Raw genomic sequence first — 20,116 nt, 5'->3', positions numbered from 1 at the left:
GAGTCCACGTTAAGGAACCTGCGCGCGCCAACGCCGTCTGACCCTTTTGCTTTGATCACGCCCCGCATAGGGGTGTTGATTATTGGCGAATCGCCGCCATAGGTGTATAAGTACAAGCTATTGAATCACCCTTTTTGATTGGTCCCCGAATGACGCTCACTGAATTGAAATACATTGTCGCGGTAGCTCGAGAGCGCCACTTCGGACGGGCCGCGGAAGCCTGCTTCGTGAGCCAGCCGACCCTTTCGGTCGCCATCAAGAAGCTCGAAGACGAACTGAATGTGCAGATCTTCGAGCGCGGCACGAGCGAGGTGAGCGTGACGCCCATCGGCGAGCAGATCGTCACGCAAGCGCAGCGCGTGCTCGAGCAGACGCTCGCGATCAAGGAAATCGCCAAGCAGGGCAAGGATCCGCTCGTCGGGCCGCTGCGCCTCGGCGTGATCTATACGATCGGGCCGTACCTGCTGCCCACGCTCGTCAAGCAGATGATCAAGCGTGTGCCGCAAATGCCGCTCATGCTGCAGGAGAACTACACGCTCAAGCTCATTGAACTGCTCAAGCAGGGCGAGATCGACGTGGCAATCATGGCGCTGCCGTTCCCCGAAACCGGCCTCACGCTGCGTCCGCTCTACGACGAGCCGTTCGTCGTGGCGCTGCCTTCGGGCCATGCGTGGGAGCAGCGCCCGAAGATCGACCCGGACGACCTCAAGCAGGAAACGATGCTGCTGCTCGGCAGCGGCCATTGCTTCCGCGACCACGTGCTGGGCGTGTGCCCGGAACTGATGCGCTTCTCGCAAAACGCCGACGGCATCCAGAAGACCTTCGAAGGCTCGTCGCTGGAAACCATCCGCCATATGGTCGCAAGCGGAGTTGGCATTACCGTGCTGCCGCGCATGTCGGTGACCGAGGTGAAGCCGCACGCGGGCGGCGTCGATTCCGGGCTGCTGTCGTACGTGCCGTTCGACGAGCCGGTGCCCGACCGCCGCGTGGTGCTCGCGTGGCGCAAGAGCTTCACGCGCATGCCGGCGATCGAGGCGATCGTCGACGCCATTCACGCCTGCGAGTTGCCCGGCGTGAAGAAGATCGAGGCACCCGCCGAGGCTGCCTGACGGTCATCGCGCCGCGCGCTTTCGGGCTGCGCGGCGCGTTTTCCTCTCTGGCGCGGCATTCGCCCGCGCCACCGTTCCCTCCCCCTGCGTTTCTTGCGACCCCAATAATCAACGTCTATTCGATAGATTAAATAAATCAAATTATCGATATCGATAGTCGCTGATACAGTTTCTTCCAACCGATCCCAACCGGACACCTTGGAGGAAGCGATGCAAACCCCCCACTCGAACACGCCCGCACCCAGCACCTCGGCACGCACCGATTCTGGCCTTCGCACTGTGTGGTTCTCGCTGCTGGTCGACCGCGCGTTGTCTGCCTGACGCTCTCGCGCCAGCGCGCCGCAGCATTCCCCGCATTCCAGAACACACCCGCAAGCAAGAAAGGAATCCAGCATGACCGACCGTACTCTCACCTCGGCAGCCGGCGCACCCGTCGTCGATAACCAGAACTCCCTCACCGCCGGCCCGCGTGGCCCCGTGATGCTGCAAGACGTGTGGCTGCTCGAAAAGCTCGCGCACTTCGACCGCGAAGTGATTCCCGAGCGCCGCGTGCACGCGAAGGGCTCGGGCGCGTTCGGCACGCTCAAGGTCACGCACGACATCTCGCGTTACACGAAGGCCAAGGTGTTCGGCGAAGTCGGCAAGGAAACGCCGCTCTTCATCCGTTTCTCGACCGTGGCGGGTGAGCGCGGTGCAGCCGATGCCGAGCGCGACGTGCGCGGCTTCTCGATCAAGTTCTATACGGAAGAGGGCAACTGGGACATCGTCGGCAACAACACGCCGGTGTTTTTCATTCGCGATCCGCTCAAGTTCCCGGACTTCATCCACACGCAAAAGCGCGATCCGCGCACCAACATGCGCAGCAACGTGGCCGCGTGGGACTTCTGGTCGCGTCACCCGGAGTCGCTGCATCAGGTGACGATCCTCATGAGCGACCGCGGCATTCCGAAGAACTATCGCCAGCAGCACGGTTTCGGTTCGCACACGTTCTCGTTCATCAACGCGAATAACGAGCGCTTTTACGTGAAGTTCCACTTCAAGTCGGCGCAGGGCGTGGAGAACTACAGCGATGCCGAAGCGGCGCAGGTGGTTGCTCAGGACCGCGAATCGGCGCAGCGCGATCTGTTCAACGAGATCGAGAAGGGCAATTTCCCGAAGTGGCACTTCCGTATTCAGGTGATGCCCGAGGCCGATGCCGCGAAGGTGCCGTACAACCCGTTCGACATCACGAAGGTCTGGCCGCACAAGGACTATCCGCTGATCGACGTCGGCACGATCGAGTTGAACCGCAATCCGCAGAACTATTTCGCCGATGTCGAGCAGGCCGCTTTCACGCCGGCGAATGTGGTGCAGGGCATCGGCTTCTCGCCGGATCGCTTGTTGCAGGGGCGGTTGTTCTCGTATGGCGACACGCAGCGCTACCGGCTTGGCGTGAACCATCACCAGATTCCGGTGAATGCGCCGCGTTGCCCGTTCCACTCGTTCCACCGCGACGGCGCCATGCGCACCGACGGCAACCTGGGCGGCAACGTGAACTACGAGCCGAGCCGCTTCGGTGACTTCGCTCAGCGTCCGCAGGCCGGTGAACCGCCGCTCGCAGCGGGTGCGGTCGATCACTACGATCACCGCGAAGACGACGACTACTACAGCCAGCCGGGCGCGCTGTTCCGGCTGTTCGACGCGGGGCAGCGCGAACGGCTTTTCGCGAACATCGCGCGACACATCAGCGGTGTGCCCGCGGAGATCGTGGCGCGCCAGATCGAGCACTTCCGCCGCGCCGATCCGGCGTACGCGCAAGGTGTGACCGACGCGATCGCGAAGCTGGCTAAATAAGGTGGAAGGCGCGGTTTGTTGTCGCAACGCCGGGACAACGAGCCGCGCCCGAAGCAGGACTTCCAGGAAGCACCGAAGCACCAAAGGAGCACGATCATGACCCGTACGATGACGATGACCCTCAGGACCATGGGACGAGGCGAGGCCGCCACGATGGCGCGCACGCGCGCGGAAGGCACGCAGATCGTGCGCCGCGTGGTGGGTTTCGCGATTGTGGCGAGCGGCTTCGTGGCGATCGCCATGCAAGCCCTTGCGCACTTCACGGGGCACTAAACGTGCTGCGCACGTTGCTCGGCAGTAGGGCCGGATGAACAGGGTTTCCGATATTTCCAGGCTACACTGACGGCCGATCGAGCGTTCGCGCGCCATTATCGAGAGGCGCCAGGCGACGCAACCGGATCGCAACACGCACGCGTAGTCTCACTGCTACACAAGGAGTCGTCATGGCCAAAAAAGCAACCGTCCAGCACGTGAACATCGGCATCAGCGACAAGGATCGCAAGAAGATCGCGGATGGTCTCTCGCGCCTGCTCGCAGACACCTACACGCTGTATCTGAAGACGCACAACTTCCACTGGAATGTGACGGGGCCGATGTTCAACACGCTCCATCTGATGTTCGAGGGGCAGTACAACGAGCTCGCGCTGGCCGTGGACGCAATCGCCGAACGCATTCGTGCGCTGGGCGTGCATGCGCCGGGCAGCTACAAGGAGTTCGCGAAGCTCTCGTCGATTCCCGAAGCGGACGGTGTGCCGAACGCGGAAGACATGATCCGCCAGCTGGTGGAAGGCCAGGAAGCCGTGGTGCGCACCGCGCGCGCGATCTTCCCGTCGACGGAAGCCGCCAACGACGAGCCGACCGCCGACCTGCTCACGCAACGCATGCAGACGCACGAAAAGACCGCGTGGATGCTGCGCTCGCTGCTGGCCTGATGCGCAGCGGCGCAGCGGCATAGCGGCGCCGCACGGGAAGGGCGATGAAAGGCCCGCCGGACGTCCGGCGGGCCTTTGTATTTTGCGCGGGTGCGGCTCGCGGCAAGGGCGCGGGCGGCAAGGCGGCGCCCTGGCCTACAATAGCGGCATCGCTTTTCCCGCCCCGATCATGTTCGCCCGACTCCCGCTCTATTTGCGGCTCGTCCGCATGGACAAGCCGATCGGCAGCCTGCTGCTGCTGTGGCCGACGCTCAACGCGCTCTGGATCGCTTCCGACGGCCGTCCGCCGCTTTCGCTGCTGATCATCTTCACGATCGGCACGGTGCTGATGCGCTCGGCGGGCTGCGCGATCAACGACTACGCCGACCGCGACTTCGACCGCCACGTGAAGCGCACCGCCGAGCGTCCCATCACGTCGGGCCGCATTCGCGCCTGGGAGGCGGTAGCAATTGCCGCGGGTCTCGCGCTCGTGTCGTTCCTGTTGATCCTGCCGCTCAACGCGCTCACGAAGCAGCTTTCGGTCGTGGCGCTGTTCGTGGCGGCGTCCTATCCGTTCACCAAGCGTTTCTTTGCGATTCCGCAGGCGTACCTGGGCATTGCGTTCGGCTTTGGTATTCCGATGGCGTTCGCCGCCGTACAGGATCACGTGCCGGCGCTCGCATGGATCATGCTGGTCGCGAACGTATTCTGGTCCGTCGCCTACGACACCGAGTACGCCATGGTCGATCGCGACGACGACATCAAGATCGGCATTCGCACCTCGGCGCTCACGTTCGGCCGGTTCGACGTGCTCGCGATCATGCTCTGCTACGCGGTGACGCTTGGGATTTACGTGTGGGTGGGTTTGACGCTGGGTTTCGGCTGGCTGTACTGGCTTGGCTGGGCGGCTGCGGCGGGTTGTGCGATTTACCACTACACGTTGATCAAGGGCCGCGAGCGCATGCCGTGCTTCGCCGCCTTCCGCCACAACAACTGGTTGGGCGGCGTGCTGTTCGTGGGGATCGCGGCCCATTACGCCGTCGCGGGACTCTAAGGCCAGCTCGACTCCAAACGAAAAAGCGCCGGGTGCATGACACACCCGGCGCTTTTTTTTGTATGACGCTGCGGCAGGCTTACTGCTTGCCGAATTCCTCGCCCATTTCCTTCGCGCGCGCATCGGCCGCGAGCGCGCCCTTGACGATGGCGGCCTTCACGCCCGATGCGTCGAACGACGCCAGTGCGGCAGCCGTCGTACCGCCCTTGGAGGTCACGCGCTCGCGCAGCACGGCGGGCGGCTCGTCCGATTGCAGCGCGAGCTGTGCAGCACCCGCGAACGTGGCGATGGCGAGCGCGCGGCCTTGCTGCTCGTCCATGCCGAGCTGACGCGCCGCTTCTTCGAGCGCTTCGATGAAATAGAACACGTAGGCCGGGCCGCTGCCCGAGATGCCCGTGACCGCGTCGATCTTCGCTTCGTCGTCGAACCAGACCGTTTGGCCCACCGCGCCGAGCACGTCGGACGCGAGCTGGCGGCCCGCCGCGTCCACGCCGCTGCTTGCGACGAGACCGGTTGCGCCCATGCCGATCAGCGCGGGCGTGTTCGGCATCGTGCGCACGACGCGCGCATGGCCGTTCAGCCAGCGCGAAAGGTCGTCGATGCGAATGCCGGCCATGATGCTGATGACGACCTGATGCGCGCCGAGGTGCGGGGCGATGCCTTCGGCCACGGCTTTGGCGATTTGCGGCTTCACGGCGATCAGCACCGCGTCATACGACGCGAGCGCGGAATCCGCGGCGGCGCCGGTGCGCACGCCGAACTGTTCGGCGCTGCGCTTGCGGGCGTCCTCGTTCGGATCGATCGCGTACAGATTGTCGGCGGGAACGCCCTTGCGGATCAGGCCGCCGATGAGCGCGGCGGCCATGTTGCCGCCGCCGATGAAGGCAATTTTCATGGTGATGGAATCGTTCAATGAATCAGTGAGAGTAGTCGCGCGCGCCGAAGATCGCGGTGCCGACGCGCACGATCGTCGCGCCTTCGAGCACCGCGGCTTCGAGGTCGGCCGACATGCCCATGGAGAGCGTGTCGAGCGCGAGGCCTTCTGCGCGTAGCGCTTCGAACAGCTCGCGCAGTTGGCGGTGCGGCGCGCGTTGCGCCTCGAGCGAGGTTTCCGGCTCGGGAATCGACATGAGCCCGCGCAGGCGCAGGTTGGGCAGGGCGGCGATTTGCTTGGCGACCTGCTGCGCTTCTTGCGGGGTGACGCCGCTCTTGCTGGCCTCGCCGCTCACGTTGACCTGGAGGCAGACGTTGAGCGGCGCCATGCCGGCGGGACGTTGCGCCGAAAGGCGCTCGGCAATCTTCAGACGATCGACCGAATGGACCCAGTCGAAACGCTCGGCCACGGGGCGTGTCTTGTTCGATTGGAGCGGCCCGATGAAATGCCATTCGATGCTCGCGCGCAGGTCGGCGAGCGCCTCGATCTTGTCCACGGATTCCTGCACGTAGTTCTCGCCGAACGCGCGCTGGCCGGCAGCGTGAGCGGCGCGTACGTCCTGCGCGGGAAACGTTTTCGAAACCGCGAGCAACTCCACGCTTTGCGGGTCGCGGCCGGCGTTGCGGGCGGCGGCGGCGATGCGCTCGCGGACAGCTTCGAGATTGTGGGAAAGATCGGTCATCGGGCTTGAAGGCCGGCGCGTAACGTGGCTTGCGCCGCTTTTGGATCCAAAACGAACAGAACGACGGCCATTATACGGACTGTGCACGGCGCAAAACACTGGCCAGAAAGGCTATACCGAATGGCCGACTGTTGGCGCGCCGCGCGCTTCGTTACGCTGGTTCCGTTCCCGATGGCTCAATTCGTCGCCAGCATATGTTCGACCAGCTCGATCCAGTGCGTGACCGGAATCGCCGTGCCGCTTTGCAGGTGCGTGATGCAGCCTATGTTGGCGGAAACGATCAGTTGCGGCTCCAGCGCCTGCAGCCGGTCCACTTTCTGGTTGCGCAGCGTATAGGAAAGGCGCGGCTGCATGATCGAATAGGTGCCTGCGGAGCCGCAGCAAAGATGGCTGTCGGCGGGCAGCCGCACGTCGAGCCCGAGCGCGGTGAGCAGTTTTTCCACGCCGCCGCGCAACTGCTGGCCATGCTGCAGCGTGCAGGGAGGATGCCAGGCCACCGTCTTGATGCCGCGCCGTCTCGTCGCGGCCACGAGTTGTTCCTCGAACGCGGGCAGCAGCTCCGAAAGATCGCGCGTGAGTTCGACCACGCGGCGCGCTTTCTCCGCATAGGCCGGGTCGTCGCGCAGCAGGTGCGCGTATTCCTTCACCGTCGCGCCGCAGCCCGAGGCGTTCATCACGATCGCCTCCACGCCTTGCTCGATGTACGGCCACCAGGCGTCGATGTTCGCGCGCACGTCGTCGAGCGCATCGTCGGCGTAGCCCATATGCAGGCGGATCGCGCCACAGCAGCCCGATTGCGGCGAGACGATCGTCTCGATATCCAGTGCATCCAGCACGCGCGCGGTGGCGATGTTGATGTTGGGCATCATCGAGGGCTGCACGCAGCCTTGCAGCATCAGCATCTTGCGCGCGTGTTTCGCCGTGGGCCACGCAAGCGAGCGCTGGCGCACGGGCACCTTGTCGCGCAGGCGCTTGGGCAGAAGCGGGCGCACCTGCTGGCCAAGGCGCATGGCCGGCGTGAAAAGCGCGCGGCGCGGCAGCAGGCCCGCGAGCAGGCGGCGCATGAGGCGCTGGCGCAGCGGCCGTTGCACCATCTGTTCCGCGTGCTTGCGGCCCACTTCCACGAGGCGCCCGTACTGCACGCCCGAAGGGCAGGTCGTCTCGCAACTGCGGCACGTGAGGCAGCGGTCGAGGTGCGTGAGCGTGCTCTTCGTCACGGGCGCGCCTTCCACCATCTGCTTCATCAGATAGATGCGCCCGCGCGGGCCGTCCAGTTCGTCGCCGAGCAACTGATAGGTCGGGCAGGTCGCGGTACAGAAGCCGCAATGCACGCACTTGCGCAGGATCGCGTCGGCTTCGTCGCCGTCGGGGGTATTGCGTATGAAGTCCGCGAGGTTCGTCTGCATCGCCGCGTGTGGGTGTCGTCAGAAGTCGGAATACAGCCGGCCGCGATTGAAGATGCGGGCCGGGTCGAAGGCGGCCTTCAGACCGCGATGGATCTTCATGAGCGGCGCGGGCAAGGGCGTGAAGACGCCCGCACTGCGGTCGTAGTCACGCCCCGTGCGGAACATCGTGGCGTGACCGCCGGCCTGCTTCGCGCTGATGCGCACCGTTTGCGCGTCGGTTTCCGTGATCCACCAGCGCTGCGCGCCGCCCCATTCCATGAGTTGCGCGCCCGGCAGTTGCAAGGGCTCCGCGATCGAGGGCAGCGCGAGCCGCCACAACGCCGCATTCGGTGCGATCGAGGCAAAGAACGGATCGGTCTGCTCGCGCAGGCCCGCCCAGAAGCGTTCGGCCTCCACGGCGTCCACCACTTCGCCGCCCAGGCTCGCGCGCGCGGTTTTCACGGCCGCCTCCGCGCCGGCGAGGCGTACCGCGAGGGTTCCGTTGCGCCAGGCGCTCGCCGTCATCGGCAGCGGGCGGCCGCCCCATTCGTTGAGCTTGCGTACGGCGTCGGTGCCGTTCATGTCGAACTTGAGCGTGGTTTCCGCTTGCGCAACCGGCAGCACCTTCACCGAAAGCTCCAGCAGCAGGCCGAGCGTGCCGAGCGAGCCCGCCATGAGCCGCGAGACGTCGTAGCCCGCCACGTTTTTCACTACCTGGCCGCCGAAATGCAGCACCTCGCCGTGGCCGTTCATGAGCACCGCGCCCAGCACGAAGTCGCGCGGTGCGCCCGCGCTCGCCCGCCGGGGACCGGCAATGCCTGCGGCAATGCAGCCGCCCAGGGTGGCCTGGGCGCCGAAGTGCGGCGGCTCGAACGCGAGCATCTGTCCGTGGGCCGCAAGCGCCGTTTCGATTTCGACAAGCGGTGTGCCGGCGCGGGCCGTGATCACCAGTTCGGCTGGGTCGTACGCGATGATGCCGCGGTGTGCGCGCGTGTCGAGAATCTCGCCCTCGAGCGACTGGCCGTACCAGTCCTTGGTGCCCCCTCCGCGAATGCGCAACGCCCGCCCATCGGCGCTCGCTGCCCGGATGCGTTCGGACCAGTCCGAGACGATGTCGTCCTCTTCCATGTCGTGATGGTCGCGCTCGTTCGTTATATGGTTCGCTCGATTGTACTGAGCGAACCTCGCCTGACAACCCGGAGCGGACCCTCATGCGGGTCACGCGAAACGCATAAATGGCGCGATGCCTTGCGCGTGGTCGTGCGTCTGTCAGAAGCGCGGCAATTCAGGGTGCGGCAGCAGATTGCCCCGCACGTGCATGCGCCCGTATTCGGCGCAGCGCGCTCGCGTGGGGATCCCCTTGTCGGGGTTCAGCAGTCTGGCCGGGTCGAACGCGTGTTTCACCGCGTGAAACGCATCGCGCTCCTGCGGCGAGAATTGCACGCACATCGAATTGATCTTTTCGATGCCCACACCGTGCTCGCCCGTCACCGTGCCGCCCAGTTCTACGCAGGTTTCGAGAATGTCCGAGCCAAAGGCCTCGGCGCGGTGCCATTCGTCGAGGTCATTACCGTTGAAGAGAATGAGCGGGTGCATGTTGCCGTCGCCCGCATGGAATACGTTGATGCAGCGCAGCCCATACTGCTTTTCCATCTCGTGGATGCGCGCGAGCAGCGGCCCGATCGCGCGGCGCGGTACCGTGCCGTCCATGCAGTAATAGTCGGGCGAAATGCGGCCCGCCGCCGGAAACGCGTTCTTGCGGCCCGACCAGAAGCGCAGGCGTTCTTCCTCGGTGCGCGAGATCTGGATGCGCGTGGCGCCATGCTCGCGCAGCACCGTGGTCGTGCGCGCGATTTCGTCGGCGACTTCCTCGGGCGTGCCGTCGGCTTCGCACAGCAGGATCGCGGCGGCGTCGAGGTCGTAGCCGGCGTTCACGAACTCCTCCACGGCGCGCGTGGCTGGCTTGTCCATCATCTCCAGGCCCGCCGGAATGATGCCCGAGGCAATGATGCCCGCTACAGCGTCGCCGCCTTTCACGACGTCGTCGAAGCTCGCCATGATGACCTGCGCGGTTTGCGGGCGCGGAATCAGCTTGACGGTCACTTCGGTAACGATCGCGAACATGCCTTCGCTGCCGATCATCACCGCGAGCAGATCGAGGCCCGGCGCATCGGGCGCAAGCGAGCCGAATTCGACGATCTCGCCATCCATCGTCACGGCGCGCACGCGCAGCACGTTGTGCACGGTGAGACCGTACTTGAGGCAGTGCACGCCGCCCGAATTCTCCGAAACGTTGCCGCCTATCGTGCAGGCGATCTGCGAGGAGGGATCCGGCGCGTAGTAGAGGCCGAAAGGCGCCGCCGCTTCGGAAACGGCCAGATTGCGCACGCCAGGCTGTACGGTAGCCGTGCGTGCGTACGGATCGACTTCGAGAATGCGCTTGAAGCGCGCGAGCGAGAGCACGATGCCGTGCCGGATCGGCATGGCGCCGCCCGACAGGCCGGTGCCCGCGCCGCGCGGCACGACCGGCACGTCGAGCCGCCGGCAGATCTGCACGATGCGCTGCACCTGCGACTCGGTTTCCGGCAGCGCCACTGCGAGCGGCAGCCGCCGGTAGGCGGCAAGGCCGTCGCACTCGTAGGCGACGGTGTCCTCCTCGCGATGCAGCAGGCAATGCGCCGGCAGCACGGCCATCAACGCCTGGACCACCTCACGCTGACGCTGCGCGAGCGCCTCCGGGCTCAGCTCGGGCAAGTTCGCGTCTGGTGCGTTCATGTCTCCTCCCGTCTGTTGCGGTTGTTTGCGCTCGCTAAGCGCTTTTGCGCGCGTGTCGCGCTTGCTCGTCGGTTACGCCGCCCAGCTGAAGATCTTGCCCGGATTCATCAGGTTGTGCGGATCGAGTGCGTGCTTGATCGCGCGCATCGTGTCGATGGTGTCCGCGCCGTGCTCCTCCACGAGAAAACCCATCTTGTGCAGACCCACGCCGTGCTCGCCCGTGCAGGTGCCGTCCATTGCGATCGCGCGCTGCACGATGCGGTGGTTCAGGCGCTCGGCCTCGTCGATCTCCTCGGGCTTGTCAGGATCGATCAGGATCGCCACGTGGAAGTTGCCGTCGCCCACGTGGCCGACGATCGGGCAGGGCAGCGGCGAGGCTTTGAGATCGGTTTCGGTCTCGATCACGCATTCGGCGAGGCGCGAGATCGGCACGCACACGTCGGTCGTCACGGCGCGGCAGCCGGGCTTCAGTTGCAGCATCGCGAAATAGGCGTTGTGGCGTGCGTTCCACAGGCGGCTGCGGTCCTCGGGGCGCGTGGCCCACTCGAAGCCTTCGCCGCCATGCTGTGCGGCAAGCTCCTGCACGAGCTGTGCTTGCTCCGCGACGCCCGCCTCGGTGCCGTGAAATTCGAAGAAGAGCGTGTGCTTCTCGCGCAGCGTGAGATTCGAATGCTTGTTGATCGCGCGCACCGCGAGCGAGTCGATGAATTCCACGCGCGCGATCGGCACGCCAATCTGAATCGTTTCGATCACCGTGCGCACGGCCTCGGCCATCGAAGGGAACGCGCACACCGCCGCCGAGACCGCCTCGGGCTGCGGGTAGAGCCGCACCGTGATTTCGGTGATCACGCCGAGCGTGCCTTCCGAACCCACGAAAAGGCGCGTGAGGTCGTAGCCTGCCGACGACTTGCGTGCGCGCGTGCCGGTTTTGACCACGCGGCCGTCGGCGAGTACGGCGGTCAGGCCGAGCACGTTCTCGCGCATCGTGCCGTAGCGCACGGCGTTGGTGCCCGAGGCGCGCGTGGCCGTCATGCCGCCGATGCTCGCGTCGGCGCCCGGGTCGATCGGGAAGAAAAGACCCGTGTCGCGCAGCGCTTCATTGAGCTGCTTGCGCGAGATGCCGGGCTCGACCGTCACCGTGAGGTCTTCGGCGTTGATCGAGAGCACGCGGTTCATCTGCGAGAGGTCGATCGACACGCCGCCCTGCACGGCCAGCAAGTGACCTTCGAGCGACGAACCGTTGCCGTAGGGAATGATCGGCACGCCATGACGGGCGCACAGCTTGACGACGGTCTGAATGTCCTCGGTGCTCTGCGCGAACACCACGGCGTCGGGCAGTTGCGGATCGAAGGGAGACTCGTCGCGGCCGTGGTGGGCGCGCACGGCTTCCGAGGTGGAGACGCGTTCGCCGAAGGCGCTACGCAGTTCATCGAGGAGTTCGGCGGGGAACGGGCGGCGTGCGAGGGCCGGCGGCGCGGGGTGATTCACGCGGGTGTCTCCTTCGTATGGGTATGACTTCTGGCGTGGACCATTTTACGCTGAACGTCCGGGGCGCAAAGCCGCGCTCCCTTTGCTGCGACGCATCAAACCTATAATGGCCGCCGGATGTGCGCGCTTTCTATGGCGCTGGGCGCGCGTCACGCGCGAACTGCGCGAATTTTTCGCCTCGGAGGGCACAACATGGGCAATCGCCTGAGCAAGATCGCAACGCGCACCGGTGACGACGGCTCTACGGGTCTCGGCGACGGCAGCCGCGTGCGCAAGGACGACGCACGCATCGCCGCGATCGGCGACGTCGACGAACTGAACTCGCAGATCGGCGTGTTGCTGTGCGAGACGCTGCCCGACGACGTGCGCGAGGCACTCGTCGCCATCCAGCACGACCTGTTCGATCTGGGCGGCGAACTGTGCATTCCGGGCCACACGCTCGTGACCGACGAACACCTCGCGCGGCTCGACGCCTGGCTCGCGCATTACAACGGCACGCTGCCGCCGCTCAAGGAATTCATTCTCCCAGGCGGCTCACGGGCTGCCGCGCTCGCCCATGTGTGCCGCACGGTGTGCCGGCGCGCCGAGCGCGCTGTCGTCGCACTGGGCGCAGCGCCGAACTCGGGCCCGCCGCTCGCCGATACGCCGCGCCGCTACATCAACCGGCTCTCCGATCTGCTGTTCGTGCTCGCTCGCGTGCTTAATCGAGCTGAGGGAGGCAGCGACGTGCTTTGGCGGCACGACCGTGGCGCAGGCAAGGGCGAGTAGGGAATAAAAGGGCGCAAGCAGCGCGTCATCGCCGAAAGGGACTGTCTAACGCACCGCAAAAGCCCTGCCGAAGTCCCCCCACGGCCATCCGCCGCGAATTCACGCCTCGCACAATCCGCAGATTGCCGGGGTGCGACAAAATGCCCGGGTCGGGCTGCCTCGTTAAAGATGTATCTTATGTGCATCTTTAACGAGGAGAAGCTGCAAATGACTGCGCTCACCGCCGACCAGATGGCCCGCGTGAAGGCCACTGCGCCCGTTTTCGCCGAACACGGCGCCACGATCACCAAGCACTTCTACAAGCGGATGTTCGCCGCGCACCCCGAGCTCAAGAACATCTTCAACCAGACGCACCAGCAAAGCGGCAGTCAGCCCGAAACGCTCGCACGCGCGGTCTATGCCTACGCGGCGAACATCGACAATCTGGGCGCGCTCGGTGGCGCTGTCACGCATATCGCGCACAAGCACGCGAGCCTGAACATCCGTCCGGAGCACTATCCGATCGTCGGCCGCCATCTGCTCGGCGCGGTCGTGGACGTGCTCGGCGACGCCGTGGACCAGCCCACGCTCGACGCCTGGGCCGTGGCCTACGAGCAACTCGCGAACATCATGATCGGCACCGAGGCGAAGCTGTACGAGGGCGCCTCGTGGAGCGGCTTCCGCCCGTTCAAGGTGATGCGCAAGCAAGTCGAAAGCGACGAAATTACCTCGTTCTATCTCGCGCCGGCCGACGGCGCATCCGCAGGCGGCTTCGAGCCGGGGCAGTACGTGAGCGTGACGCGCTTCGTCGACAAGCTTGGCGTGGACCAGCCGCGTCAGTACAGCCTTTCGGACGCGCCTCACGGCAAGTGGCTGCGCATTTCAGTGAAGCGCGAAGCCGGCCGAGGCGAGGCACAGCCGGGCCACGTGTCGAACCTCATGCATGACGGCGTGGAAGAGGGCGCGGTGGTGCACGTGAGCGCGCCGATGGGCGAGTTCACGCTCGATCGCAAGAAGACGACGCCGGTCGTGCTGATGAGCGGCGGCGTGGGCATCACGCCGATGAAGTCGATGCTCTCCACGTTGATCGCGGAGCGCAGCGAGCGCAAGGTGACCTTCGTGCACGCATGCCGCAACGCGAAGGTGCACGCATTCCGCGACTTCCTGCGTCACGCTGTTTCCGAGTACCCGAACGTCAAGCGCGCGGTGTTCTACGAAGAAGTCGGCGCAAACGACCGCCGCGGCGTGGACTACGACTTCGAAGGGCGCATCGATATCGGCCGCATCGAAGCCGACGTGCTGCTGCCCGACGCCGACTACTACCTGTGCGGCCCCGTGGCGTTCATGCGCGAGCAGCGCGAGGCGCTCGTTGCCCGCGGCGTCGACGCCTCGCGCATTCACACGGAGATTTTCGGCTCCGGCATGCTGTAACGGCGCGCACTGGTGTTAACCATTAGTAGACCGAATGAAAAGACGCCGCGTGAAAACGCGGCGTCTTGCGTGTGAGGCAGTCAATCGTGTATCGATTTGCAACGGAAGTCATTCGGTCGAAGCCCGCCTGTTGACCGCGCGATACCCCGATGGCGAAATCGAGAGCCTGCGCCGGAAGATGCGCGCAAGGCGCTCGCCGCGCGGCACGCCGCAGCGTTGCGCGATCTCGTCGATCGGAAGATTGGTTTGCGCGAGCAACAGGCAACTCGCATCGAGCCGGGTACGCAGCAGGTATTCGGACGGCGTGAGTCCCGTTTGCGTCTTGAAGTGGCGCAGGAAGTTGCGCATGCTCATCTGCGCGACACGCGCCGCATCGGCGACCGAGATCGGCTGATGGTAGTTCTCGCGCAGCCAGTGAGCGGCCGAGTTGATCTTGCCGTTTGCGCTGTCCGCTTCGCCATCGTCGAGCATAGGGCCGAGCCGCTCCCACGAGCCCGGCATCGAGTCCTCGGAAACGCGCTGCGCAAGCGCCACGCCATGATTGCGCTTGACCACTTTCAGCGCCGCGACGAGCGCCTCGGAAGGCGTCACGACCGAAGCGCCGGCGTTGCGCGCTTCCAGCGCGCGGCGCAGCCGCTGCGCCGAGTTCGCCGTATTGCCGCCCGTGCGCAGGAAGGGCACGTCGGCGGCGGCGAGCACGGCGCGTCCCTCGCCGAGTGCGCGGATAATGCGCACTTTCGGTGCGAGCATCTGAAGCCGTGTGATGAGCCGCGGATTGTCGCGCGCCATCATCGCACCGGGGCCGCCTGCGATGAACAGTGTGTCGAAGCCGCTGCGCAGCGGGCCATGCAGGCTCTCGGACCAGATCCGCAAGCCGCAGCCGCTGGCCACGTTGCCGCCTGGCTCGGAAAGCATCACGACCGAATAAGCAGGAAGCGTGTCGGCGCAGGCATCGTTCGCGAGACGAAACACGTCGGCGAGCAAGGTCACATCCCCGAGCGGGAAGCCCTCGAAAACCAGGATGCCTATGCGTTTGGCCACGTGTCCGAACTTCAAGTGAGCGCCGCGCGGCTGGAAAGCGGCTTGCCGGCAGACCACCCTGTCGATGTACATGGCCGGTTCCTCGCGCAGAAAGGATTCGCAGGAGTACGTTGCGTTTTTGCGCCGCGCGCCCTGATCCGGTTGCTTGGGGCTGCTTTGGGCTGTTACATGCGGTCACATCACGCTTTCGGGATTCATGATAGGCCGGTGCGCCCCTGACGCACGGCGCAGTCTGAAAATGCCGAGAAGTTGGCAGAATGGCTCGATATGCGCTGGGAGGTGGGGCTGGCCCTGGCCGGGCGTTGCGCTTGGGCGCCGCCAGTACATACAAGCGCGCACAAGGGCGAACGCGCCCCACGCGCGAGGTATTCGAAAGCCGCGCGCGGAACGCAGAGGGGCGGGTGTGTGTGGCGCTTGCGCGTTTTCAGCAAAAATATTGTTTCGTATTCTTGTGCACGTCGTCGCGCTTGAGTAGCTCCTCGGGCCAGAGCCACGCGTACTGGCTATGCTGGTCGAAGCGCCCGACGGGCACCGTGCTGTCCAGCATGAATGCATAGGCGAGCACCACATAGTGCGTGCCGATACCGTTCTCCGCCGCGAAGTTGTCGGGATAGTGATGTTCGTATACGCCGACGAAGCGCGCCGAGGAGCGTTGCATGCTCGCAATGCCCAGCTCTGTTTCGACGATGCGCGTGAACGCGGCGTCCAGCCGTTCGTCCTTGTGAATGCGTCCGCCCGGAACGAACCAGGTGCCGCGTGCGGGGCGATTGCGCCGCTGGCCCACGAGCACACGGCCGTCGGCGTCGGCGACGATCAAGTCGATCGCGACGAGCGGTGCGAGCCGCACCACCTCCAGGAATTCTGTCGGTGAGAGCATGGACGAGCGTATCCGCGGGGTGTCGGTCGTGTCGATTAGATGATCCGAAGCGCAGTCGCTGCGCACACGGCGCGTGCGAGGCACGTTCAAGAGCAGTCTAGGCGGGCCAATATCGCGTTGCACTGTCCGCAACCGCCGAAGTCTCGCTATCGTGGGCCAAGATGCGGCTAGCCGACCAGGCGCTCAAGGCTTCGGCGCGACGTAGCCCGCGGGTGTGACAGCGTTCGATCTGGCGATATCGGCGTTGTCCGACACCACATAAACGGGCGATTCGGTCAGGCGCAGCGGGAGCATGCCGTCGTTGTAAGTCATCGTGGTCGGATTGCCCATCATGTCGAAGACGCTGACCTGGCCCGAGCGCCCGCGCGCGTCCACCTGAAGCGTGTAGTTCGTTGCACGTGTGGCATCGAAGCCCGTCTTCGCGCTCCAGCGAGCGTTGTCGTGGCTCCACAGCGCGGTGATCACCTTGCCGCCGCCTTTGCCGTCTTTATTGCCGCCACCGCCCGGACGCGCGAACGCGTACGCATAGACGCCCGCCGGCGTGCCGCGCAGCGGCCCGAGCGTATACGTACCGTCGATCAGCCGCGTCATGGTCGCGACCGCGAGCGCGGCCGGCTTCGGACTGATGTTCGAGGCGCCGTACATGCCCTTCGGATGCTCGAGTTCAAAGAACACGCCATAGCCGGGCGTCGTCTCCGGCATGTCCGCGCCATAGAAGATGAACGTGGTGTCCGCGCCTTCGCCAAGCAGGATCAGATGCGCGCGCGCGACCACCGCACCTTGCGCGTAGAGCGTTTGCGCGTCGGGATAGTTGGCCGCGTAGTTCGTACCAATGTCGTAACTAATACCTGTTTCGGTGACAAAGAGCGGCGCGCCGGGCTTGAGCATGTCGCGCATTGTCGCGCGCAGCTCGCGCATGGCCTCGGGCAGCGAAAGCGTGCCCTTTTCGGGCGCGCCGTACAAACGCTCCGGTGGATGCGAAGGGCTCGTGCCGAAATCGTAGTAGCCGTGGATCGTCACGCCGTCGATATATTTAGCAATGCCAAACGGTGCGAACTTCTTGAGCCACTCGGTGTTGCCCTGCACGCCTGCATAGGTTGGGCCCATCACGATCGCCGACGTGTCGGTGGAGTGCAAGCCCTCGTAGACGGTCTTGTAGAGATCGACGAAATGCGCGTCCGTGTCTTTCCACGGCAGCCCGCCGTCCTTGTCGGGCTCCCATGTGACCTGATAGTAATTGTGCGCCTGGCGCGGAAAGACGCGCGCGCGGATGCGTGCGGACTCGGTGCCTACGCGCGCCATGTAATCGCGCAACTGGGCCAGCGAAGAAGGCAGGTAGCTGTGGGTCTCCTGGCCGTTCGGGCTCGCCCACGCGGGAAAGCCGTCGACCGTGATCAAGCGCATGATGTCGCCGGGCTTGAACTGCAGATCGAGTTCTGAGGCGGCAGGGTCGAATGAATTGGGACCTTTCGGTTCCATGACGTACCAGCCGCGCTTGTCGTTGGCCCATGCCAGGCCGAGGTTCGTGTAGAGCGGACGCAAGCCGTCGCCGCCGCAGCAGTGCTGGCCGGGCGCGATATATGCTGAGCCTTGGCCGCCGAAGCGGTGCAGGTCCTGGCGTGTAAAGGCGGGTGCGGGAAGTGCTGCGCTCACATCGGGCAGCACGCCGAACGTCGTGATGCCGGCTGGCCGCGTGCCGCGCTGGGGCAAACCAGTCGAGGGCTGCGAAGCCAGCGACGCCGAAAACGCGAAGTAGCCCGCCTGTGGCAGCGTGCAGGTGAGCGACGTGACGCGAGGGCCGGCTGCTACCGTGAAGTTGCCGCTGGCCTGCGGGCGGCTCCACGTATCCGCGATCTGCCATTGCACCTTGTCGTCGCGCGTCGCGCGCGTGGTCACGTCGATTCGCACGCTCTTGCCGCGCGGAAAAAGCCGCGTGCCGTCGCTGCCGGGCGTATCGGCCGAGATGGGATCGTCGCTTGCGTCTGTCGCCGCGCGGCTGTCGGCGCTCCTGCAAACGGGCGCGTCGGCGGCGCGGCAATTCATGGCCGGCAGAAGGATGCCGAGTGCGAGCGCCGCAGCCGGCAACCATGAACAGGCGCGCGAGCGGCGCGCGAAACGAGGCGTCACGAGTGCGGATGCAAGGGCTAGGCGCGATGTCATGGGCAGGTTCCTCACTGCATGAAAGGGTAAGCCTAGTTGTTCGAGCCAGTCATTTGACGCCAGCGTCCAGGCTTTTCGCGCAATTTTCCCTCGAAGCTCCGCGTGCAGGTTGTGCAGTGCTCTCGGAGTCCAATCATATAAGGCGGGATTTTGTGAATTTTTTTATTGTGCGGCGCAAACAGGATTTAACAGGTTTAAAATTCGCATCGCGTGCTCGAAATCCGGGCGCAAAGCTTCTTAAACATCATTTAATCAGACGAATAGAGGCGCAGTCTTTTATTGCTCGTTTCTCTTCCATCCCATGCGCACGCATCGATCGGAAGGCATCGAACGATTTTGTCGTAACAAAGGCGAAAATACCGGCCTGTAACGGTTATCCGGCACTTTTGCCCAAACCGATGTAATCGAACAAATTGCCTTTCACGCAGTTTGCGTTTTGTCATTCGACTTGGCGCCCAAGCTTCTAAACGGTCCTCGACCGGACTAAATGCGCCAATGTCTCGCCAGTTTCGGTCAGTCGTCGTTGCAGGAATTTTTCTCTGCATATGATGCACTGCACATGGAATGCTATCGAAATGCTATTACCGGGACTTTTCGCTTGATACGGGGGATTGTTTAGGGGAAAAGCATGGCGTACGCAAGTCTGGATTTACCGTCGTTCAGTCGCCCGCATCTAGTGACCGCGGGCATCAGTCGAGAGGTGCGTCATATCGCAATTCTGCTGTTCGATGGTTGTTCGCTCCTCGGCGCTGGCATTGTGGCTGAAGTGTTTCATGTGGCGAACGAACTCTCGACAGACACCGCTCGCAGTTCACCATACGATGTCAGCATCCTTTCGGCCGATGGCGGCAACGTGACGTGCTCGTCGTCGGTACGGGTCTGGACGGACGGACTCGATGCTCGCCACTACGTTGGTTTCGACGCGCTGTTCGTGGCGGGTGGCAAGGGCGCCTTCGCGGCCGCCAACGACGAGCGTCTCGTCGCATGGCTGCGTCGCGTGCATGCGAATACCGGCACCATTCGTCCGATTGGTGAAGGTCGTTCACTGCTCGAGGCGGCGAGTCTGTGCGGCCAGCGCACCCAGCACGAGTTCGGCTCGTATGCGGTGCAAACGGGCCGTGAAGAAGCAAGCGGCGACGCCGGCGACCGGCTCGAGTCGATGAAGAGCGCACTCACGCTCGTCAAGCGCGATCTCGGTGTGGATGTGGCGCGTGCCGTGACTGAGCGGCTCATGCCCGATTCGGGCGGCAACCTGTTGCCGTTTCTCGGCGATGCGCTCGGCAGCGCACCGGCTGACAAAGTCCGTGCAGCCGCGCGTTGGCTGCAGGAAAACTGTCAGCGCGCCATTTCGATAGCCGACGCGGCACAGGTCGCAGCGATGAGCGAGCGAAACTTCCTGCGCCGCTTCAAGCTGGAGATGGGCATCACGCCATCCGATTACCTCTTGCATGCGCGCCTTGCCATCACCTGCAGCCTGCTCACCGATTCGGAGTTGCCGGTCGACAAGATCGCGCGCCGCACGGGCATGGGCAATGGCGACCGCCTCGCCAAGATCTTTCGCAAGCGCATGATGATTTCGCCCACCGAATACCGCGAGCAAAGCCGCCGCGAGGCCGGCGTAGCCGTCTCGTAACGCCGCGGTAACAACGGTCGCACTTCGTTACAAACGGGGTCGCTTTTCGCGAGCCG

General features: G+C 64.7%; 18 protein-coding genes. 8 read left to right on the top strand and 10 right to left on the bottom strand.

The window, feature by feature from the left end:
• The first annotated feature begins 149 nt into the window (after positions 1-149).
• Positions 150-1,109 (top strand): hydrogen peroxide-inducible genes activator, encoded by a 960-nt coding sequence (locus tag U5A57_RS18660; RefSeq protein ID WP_069268466.1) that lies wholly within the window; start codon positions 150-152, stop codon positions 1,107-1,109.
• Here the strand turns inward: U5A57_RS18660 and U5A57_RS18655 are convergent.
• The gene (locus U5A57_RS18655) at positions 1,052-1,504 is read right to left on the bottom strand and encodes a hypothetical protein (protein WP_321913151.1); all 453 of its coding nucleotides are present in this window, start codon (positions 1,502-1,504) and stop codon (positions 1,052-1,054) included. The genes U5A57_RS18660 and U5A57_RS18655 overlap by 58 nt on opposite strands.
• Between U5A57_RS18655 and U5A57_RS18650 the strand changes: the two genes are divergently transcribed.
• From U5A57_RS18650 to ubiA, 4 genes are all read left to right on the top strand, one after another.
• A complete protein-coding gene (locus U5A57_RS18650) occupies positions 1,503-2,942 on the top strand; it encodes a catalase (protein ID WP_321913150.1) in 1,440 nt (479 codons plus the stop codon). The genes U5A57_RS18655 and U5A57_RS18650 overlap by 2 nt on opposite strands.
• 96 nt (positions 2,943-3,038) lie before the next feature.
• Entirely contained in the window at positions 3,039-3,215 is a 177-nt protein-coding gene (locus U5A57_RS18645; RefSeq protein ID WP_321913149.1) for a hypothetical protein, read from the top strand.
• Between the two features lie 170 nt (positions 3,216-3,385).
• Positions 3,386-3,874 carry a Dps family protein gene (locus U5A57_RS18640; RefSeq protein WP_158756997.1) on the top strand — a complete coding sequence of 163 codons (489 nt, stop codon included), beginning with the start codon at positions 3,386-3,388 and terminating at the stop codon, positions 3,872-3,874.
• Between the two features lie 169 nt (positions 3,875-4,043).
• On the top strand, positions 4,044-4,907 hold the full coding sequence (gene ubiA, locus U5A57_RS18635; protein ID WP_321913148.1) for a 4-hydroxybenzoate octaprenyltransferase: 864 nt from the start codon (positions 4,044-4,046) through the stop codon (positions 4,905-4,907).
• A 79-nt stretch (positions 4,908-4,986) separates the two neighbouring features.
• Here the strand turns inward: ubiA and proC are convergent, their stop codons facing one another.
• The 6 genes from proC to U5A57_RS18605 form a co-directional block, all read right to left on the bottom strand.
• Entirely contained in the window at positions 4,987-5,802 is an 816-nt protein-coding gene (gene proC, locus U5A57_RS18630) for a pyrroline-5-carboxylate reductase (protein WP_321913147.1), read from the bottom strand.
• A gap of 22 nt (positions 5,803-5,824) precedes the next feature.
• A complete protein-coding gene (locus U5A57_RS18625; RefSeq protein WP_321913146.1) occupies positions 5,825-6,523 on the bottom strand; it encodes a YggS family pyridoxal phosphate-dependent enzyme in 699 nt (232 codons plus the stop codon).
• 176 nt (positions 6,524-6,699) lie between these two features.
• Positions 6,700-7,929: a glycolate oxidase subunit GlcF gene (gene glcF / locus U5A57_RS18620; RefSeq protein WP_321913145.1), complete on the bottom strand. Its 1,230-nt coding sequence runs from the start codon at positions 7,927-7,929 to the stop codon at positions 6,700-6,702.
• 18 nt (positions 7,930-7,947) lie between these two features.
• On the bottom strand, positions 7,948-9,036 hold the full coding sequence (gene glcE, locus U5A57_RS18615; protein ID WP_321913144.1) for a glycolate oxidase subunit GlcE: 1,089 nt from the start codon (positions 9,034-9,036) through the stop codon (positions 7,948-7,950).
• A gap of 141 nt (positions 9,037-9,177) precedes the next feature.
• On the bottom strand, positions 9,178-10,683 hold the full coding sequence (locus tag U5A57_RS18610) for an FAD-linked oxidase C-terminal domain-containing protein (RefSeq protein ID WP_321913143.1): 1,506 nt from the start codon (positions 10,681-10,683) through the stop codon (positions 9,178-9,180).
• A gap of 72 nt (positions 10,684-10,755) precedes the next feature.
• Complete coding sequence (locus U5A57_RS18605) at positions 10,756-12,171, bottom strand: FAD-binding oxidoreductase (RefSeq protein ID WP_321913142.1); 1,416 nt, start codon at positions 12,169-12,171, stop codon at positions 10,756-10,758.
• 192 nt (positions 12,172-12,363) lie between these two features.
• Here U5A57_RS18605 and U5A57_RS18600 point away from each other — a divergent pair, with 192 nt between their 5' ends.
• Positions 12,364-12,939 carry a cob(I)yrinic acid a,c-diamide adenosyltransferase gene (locus U5A57_RS18600; RefSeq protein WP_321913141.1) on the top strand — a complete coding sequence of 192 codons (576 nt, stop codon included), beginning with the start codon at positions 12,364-12,366 and terminating at the stop codon, positions 12,937-12,939.
• Positions 12,940-13,146: 207 nt separating this feature from the next.
• Positions 13,147-14,349 carry an NO-inducible flavohemoprotein gene (gene hmpA, locus U5A57_RS18595; protein WP_321913140.1) on the top strand — a complete coding sequence of 401 codons (1,203 nt, stop codon included), beginning with the start codon at positions 13,147-13,149 and terminating at the stop codon, positions 14,347-14,349.
• A gap of 108 nt (positions 14,350-14,457) precedes the next feature.
• Here the strand turns inward: hmpA and U5A57_RS18590 are convergent, their stop codons facing one another.
• The 3 genes from U5A57_RS18590 to U5A57_RS18580 form a co-directional block, all read right to left on the bottom strand.
• Positions 14,458-15,462, bottom strand: coding sequence for a GlxA family transcriptional regulator (locus tag U5A57_RS18590; RefSeq protein WP_321913139.1), 1,005 nt, complete (start codon positions 15,460-15,462; stop codon positions 14,458-14,460).
• 352 nt (positions 15,463-15,814) lie between these two features.
• Positions 15,815-16,267, bottom strand: coding sequence for a GDP-mannose mannosyl hydrolase (locus tag U5A57_RS18585; RefSeq protein ID WP_321913138.1), 453 nt, complete (start codon positions 16,265-16,267; stop codon positions 15,815-15,817).
• A 183-nt stretch (positions 16,268-16,450) separates the two neighbouring features.
• The gene (locus U5A57_RS18580) at positions 16,451-18,427 is read right to left on the bottom strand and encodes a hypothetical protein (RefSeq protein WP_321913137.1); all 1,977 of its coding nucleotides are present in this window, start codon (positions 18,425-18,427) and stop codon (positions 16,451-16,453) included.
• Positions 18,428-19,055: 628 nt separating this feature from the next.
• Between U5A57_RS18580 and U5A57_RS18575 the strand changes: the two genes are divergently transcribed.
• Entirely contained in the window at positions 19,056-20,060 is a 1,005-nt protein-coding gene (locus tag U5A57_RS18575) for a GlxA family transcriptional regulator (RefSeq protein ID WP_321913136.1), read from the top strand.
• Positions 20,061-20,116: the final 56 nt, after the last annotated feature.

Source organism: Paraburkholderia sp. J11-2 (assembly GCF_905220185.1).
In the GTDB taxonomy this organism is placed as follows: Bacteria; Pseudomonadota; Gammaproteobacteria; order Burkholderiales; family Burkholderiaceae; genus Paraburkholderia.
This window is presented reverse-complemented; position numbering and strand designations above follow the sequence as displayed.

Excerpts from the sequence above, each read along its gene's own strand:
- U5A57_RS18660 (WP_069268466.1), top strand. The coding sequence starts at position 150 with ATGACGCTCACTGAATTGAAATACATTGTCGCGGTAGCTCGAGAGCGC.
- U5A57_RS18650 (WP_321913150.1), top strand. The coding sequence starts at position 1,503 with ATGACCGACCGTACTCTCACCTCGGCAGCCGGCGCACCCGTCGTCGAT.
- U5A57_RS18655 (WP_321913151.1), bottom strand. The coding sequence starts at position 1,504 with ATGCTGGATTCCTTTCTTGCTTGCGGGTGTGTTCTGGAATGCGGGGAA.
- U5A57_RS18645 (WP_321913149.1), top strand. The coding sequence starts at position 3,039 with ATGACCCGTACGATGACGATGACCCTCAGGACCATGGGACGAGGCGAG.
- U5A57_RS18640 (WP_158756997.1), top strand. The coding sequence starts at position 3,386 with ATGGCCAAAAAAGCAACCGTCCAGCACGTGAACATCGGCATCAGCGAC.
- ubiA (WP_321913148.1), top strand. The coding sequence starts at position 4,044 with ATGTTCGCCCGACTCCCGCTCTATTTGCGGCTCGTCCGCATGGACAAG.
- proC (WP_321913147.1), bottom strand. The coding sequence starts at position 5,802 with ATGAAAATTGCCTTCATCGGCGGCGGCAACATGGCCGCCGCGCTCATC.
- U5A57_RS18625 (WP_321913146.1), bottom strand. The coding sequence starts at position 6,523 with ATGACCGATCTTTCCCACAATCTCGAAGCTGTCCGCGAGCGCATCGCC.
- glcF (WP_321913145.1), bottom strand. The coding sequence starts at position 7,929 with ATGCAGACGAACCTCGCGGACTTCATACGCAATACCCCCGACGGCGAC.
- glcE (WP_321913144.1), bottom strand. The coding sequence starts at position 9,036 with ATGGAAGAGGACGACATCGTCTCGGACTGGTCCGAACGCATCCGGGCA.
- U5A57_RS18610 (WP_321913143.1), bottom strand. The coding sequence starts at position 10,683 with ATGAACGCACCAGACGCGAACTTGCCCGAGCTGAGCCCGGAGGCGCTC.
- U5A57_RS18600 (WP_321913141.1), top strand. The coding sequence starts at position 12,364 with ATGGGCAATCGCCTGAGCAAGATCGCAACGCGCACCGGTGACGACGGC.
- hmpA (WP_321913140.1), top strand. The coding sequence starts at position 13,147 with ATGACTGCGCTCACCGCCGACCAGATGGCCCGCGTGAAGGCCACTGCG.
- U5A57_RS18590 (WP_321913139.1), bottom strand. The coding sequence starts at position 15,462 with ATGTACATCGACAGGGTGGTCTGCCGGCAAGCCGCTTTCCAGCCGCGC.
- U5A57_RS18585 (WP_321913138.1), bottom strand. The coding sequence starts at position 16,267 with ATGCTCTCACCGACAGAATTCCTGGAGGTGGTGCGGCTCGCACCGCTC.
- U5A57_RS18580 (WP_321913137.1), bottom strand. The coding sequence starts at position 18,427 with ATGACATCGCGCCTAGCCCTTGCATCCGCACTCGTGACGCCTCGTTTC.
- U5A57_RS18575 (WP_321913136.1), top strand. The coding sequence starts at position 19,056 with ATGGCGTACGCAAGTCTGGATTTACCGTCGTTCAGTCGCCCGCATCTA.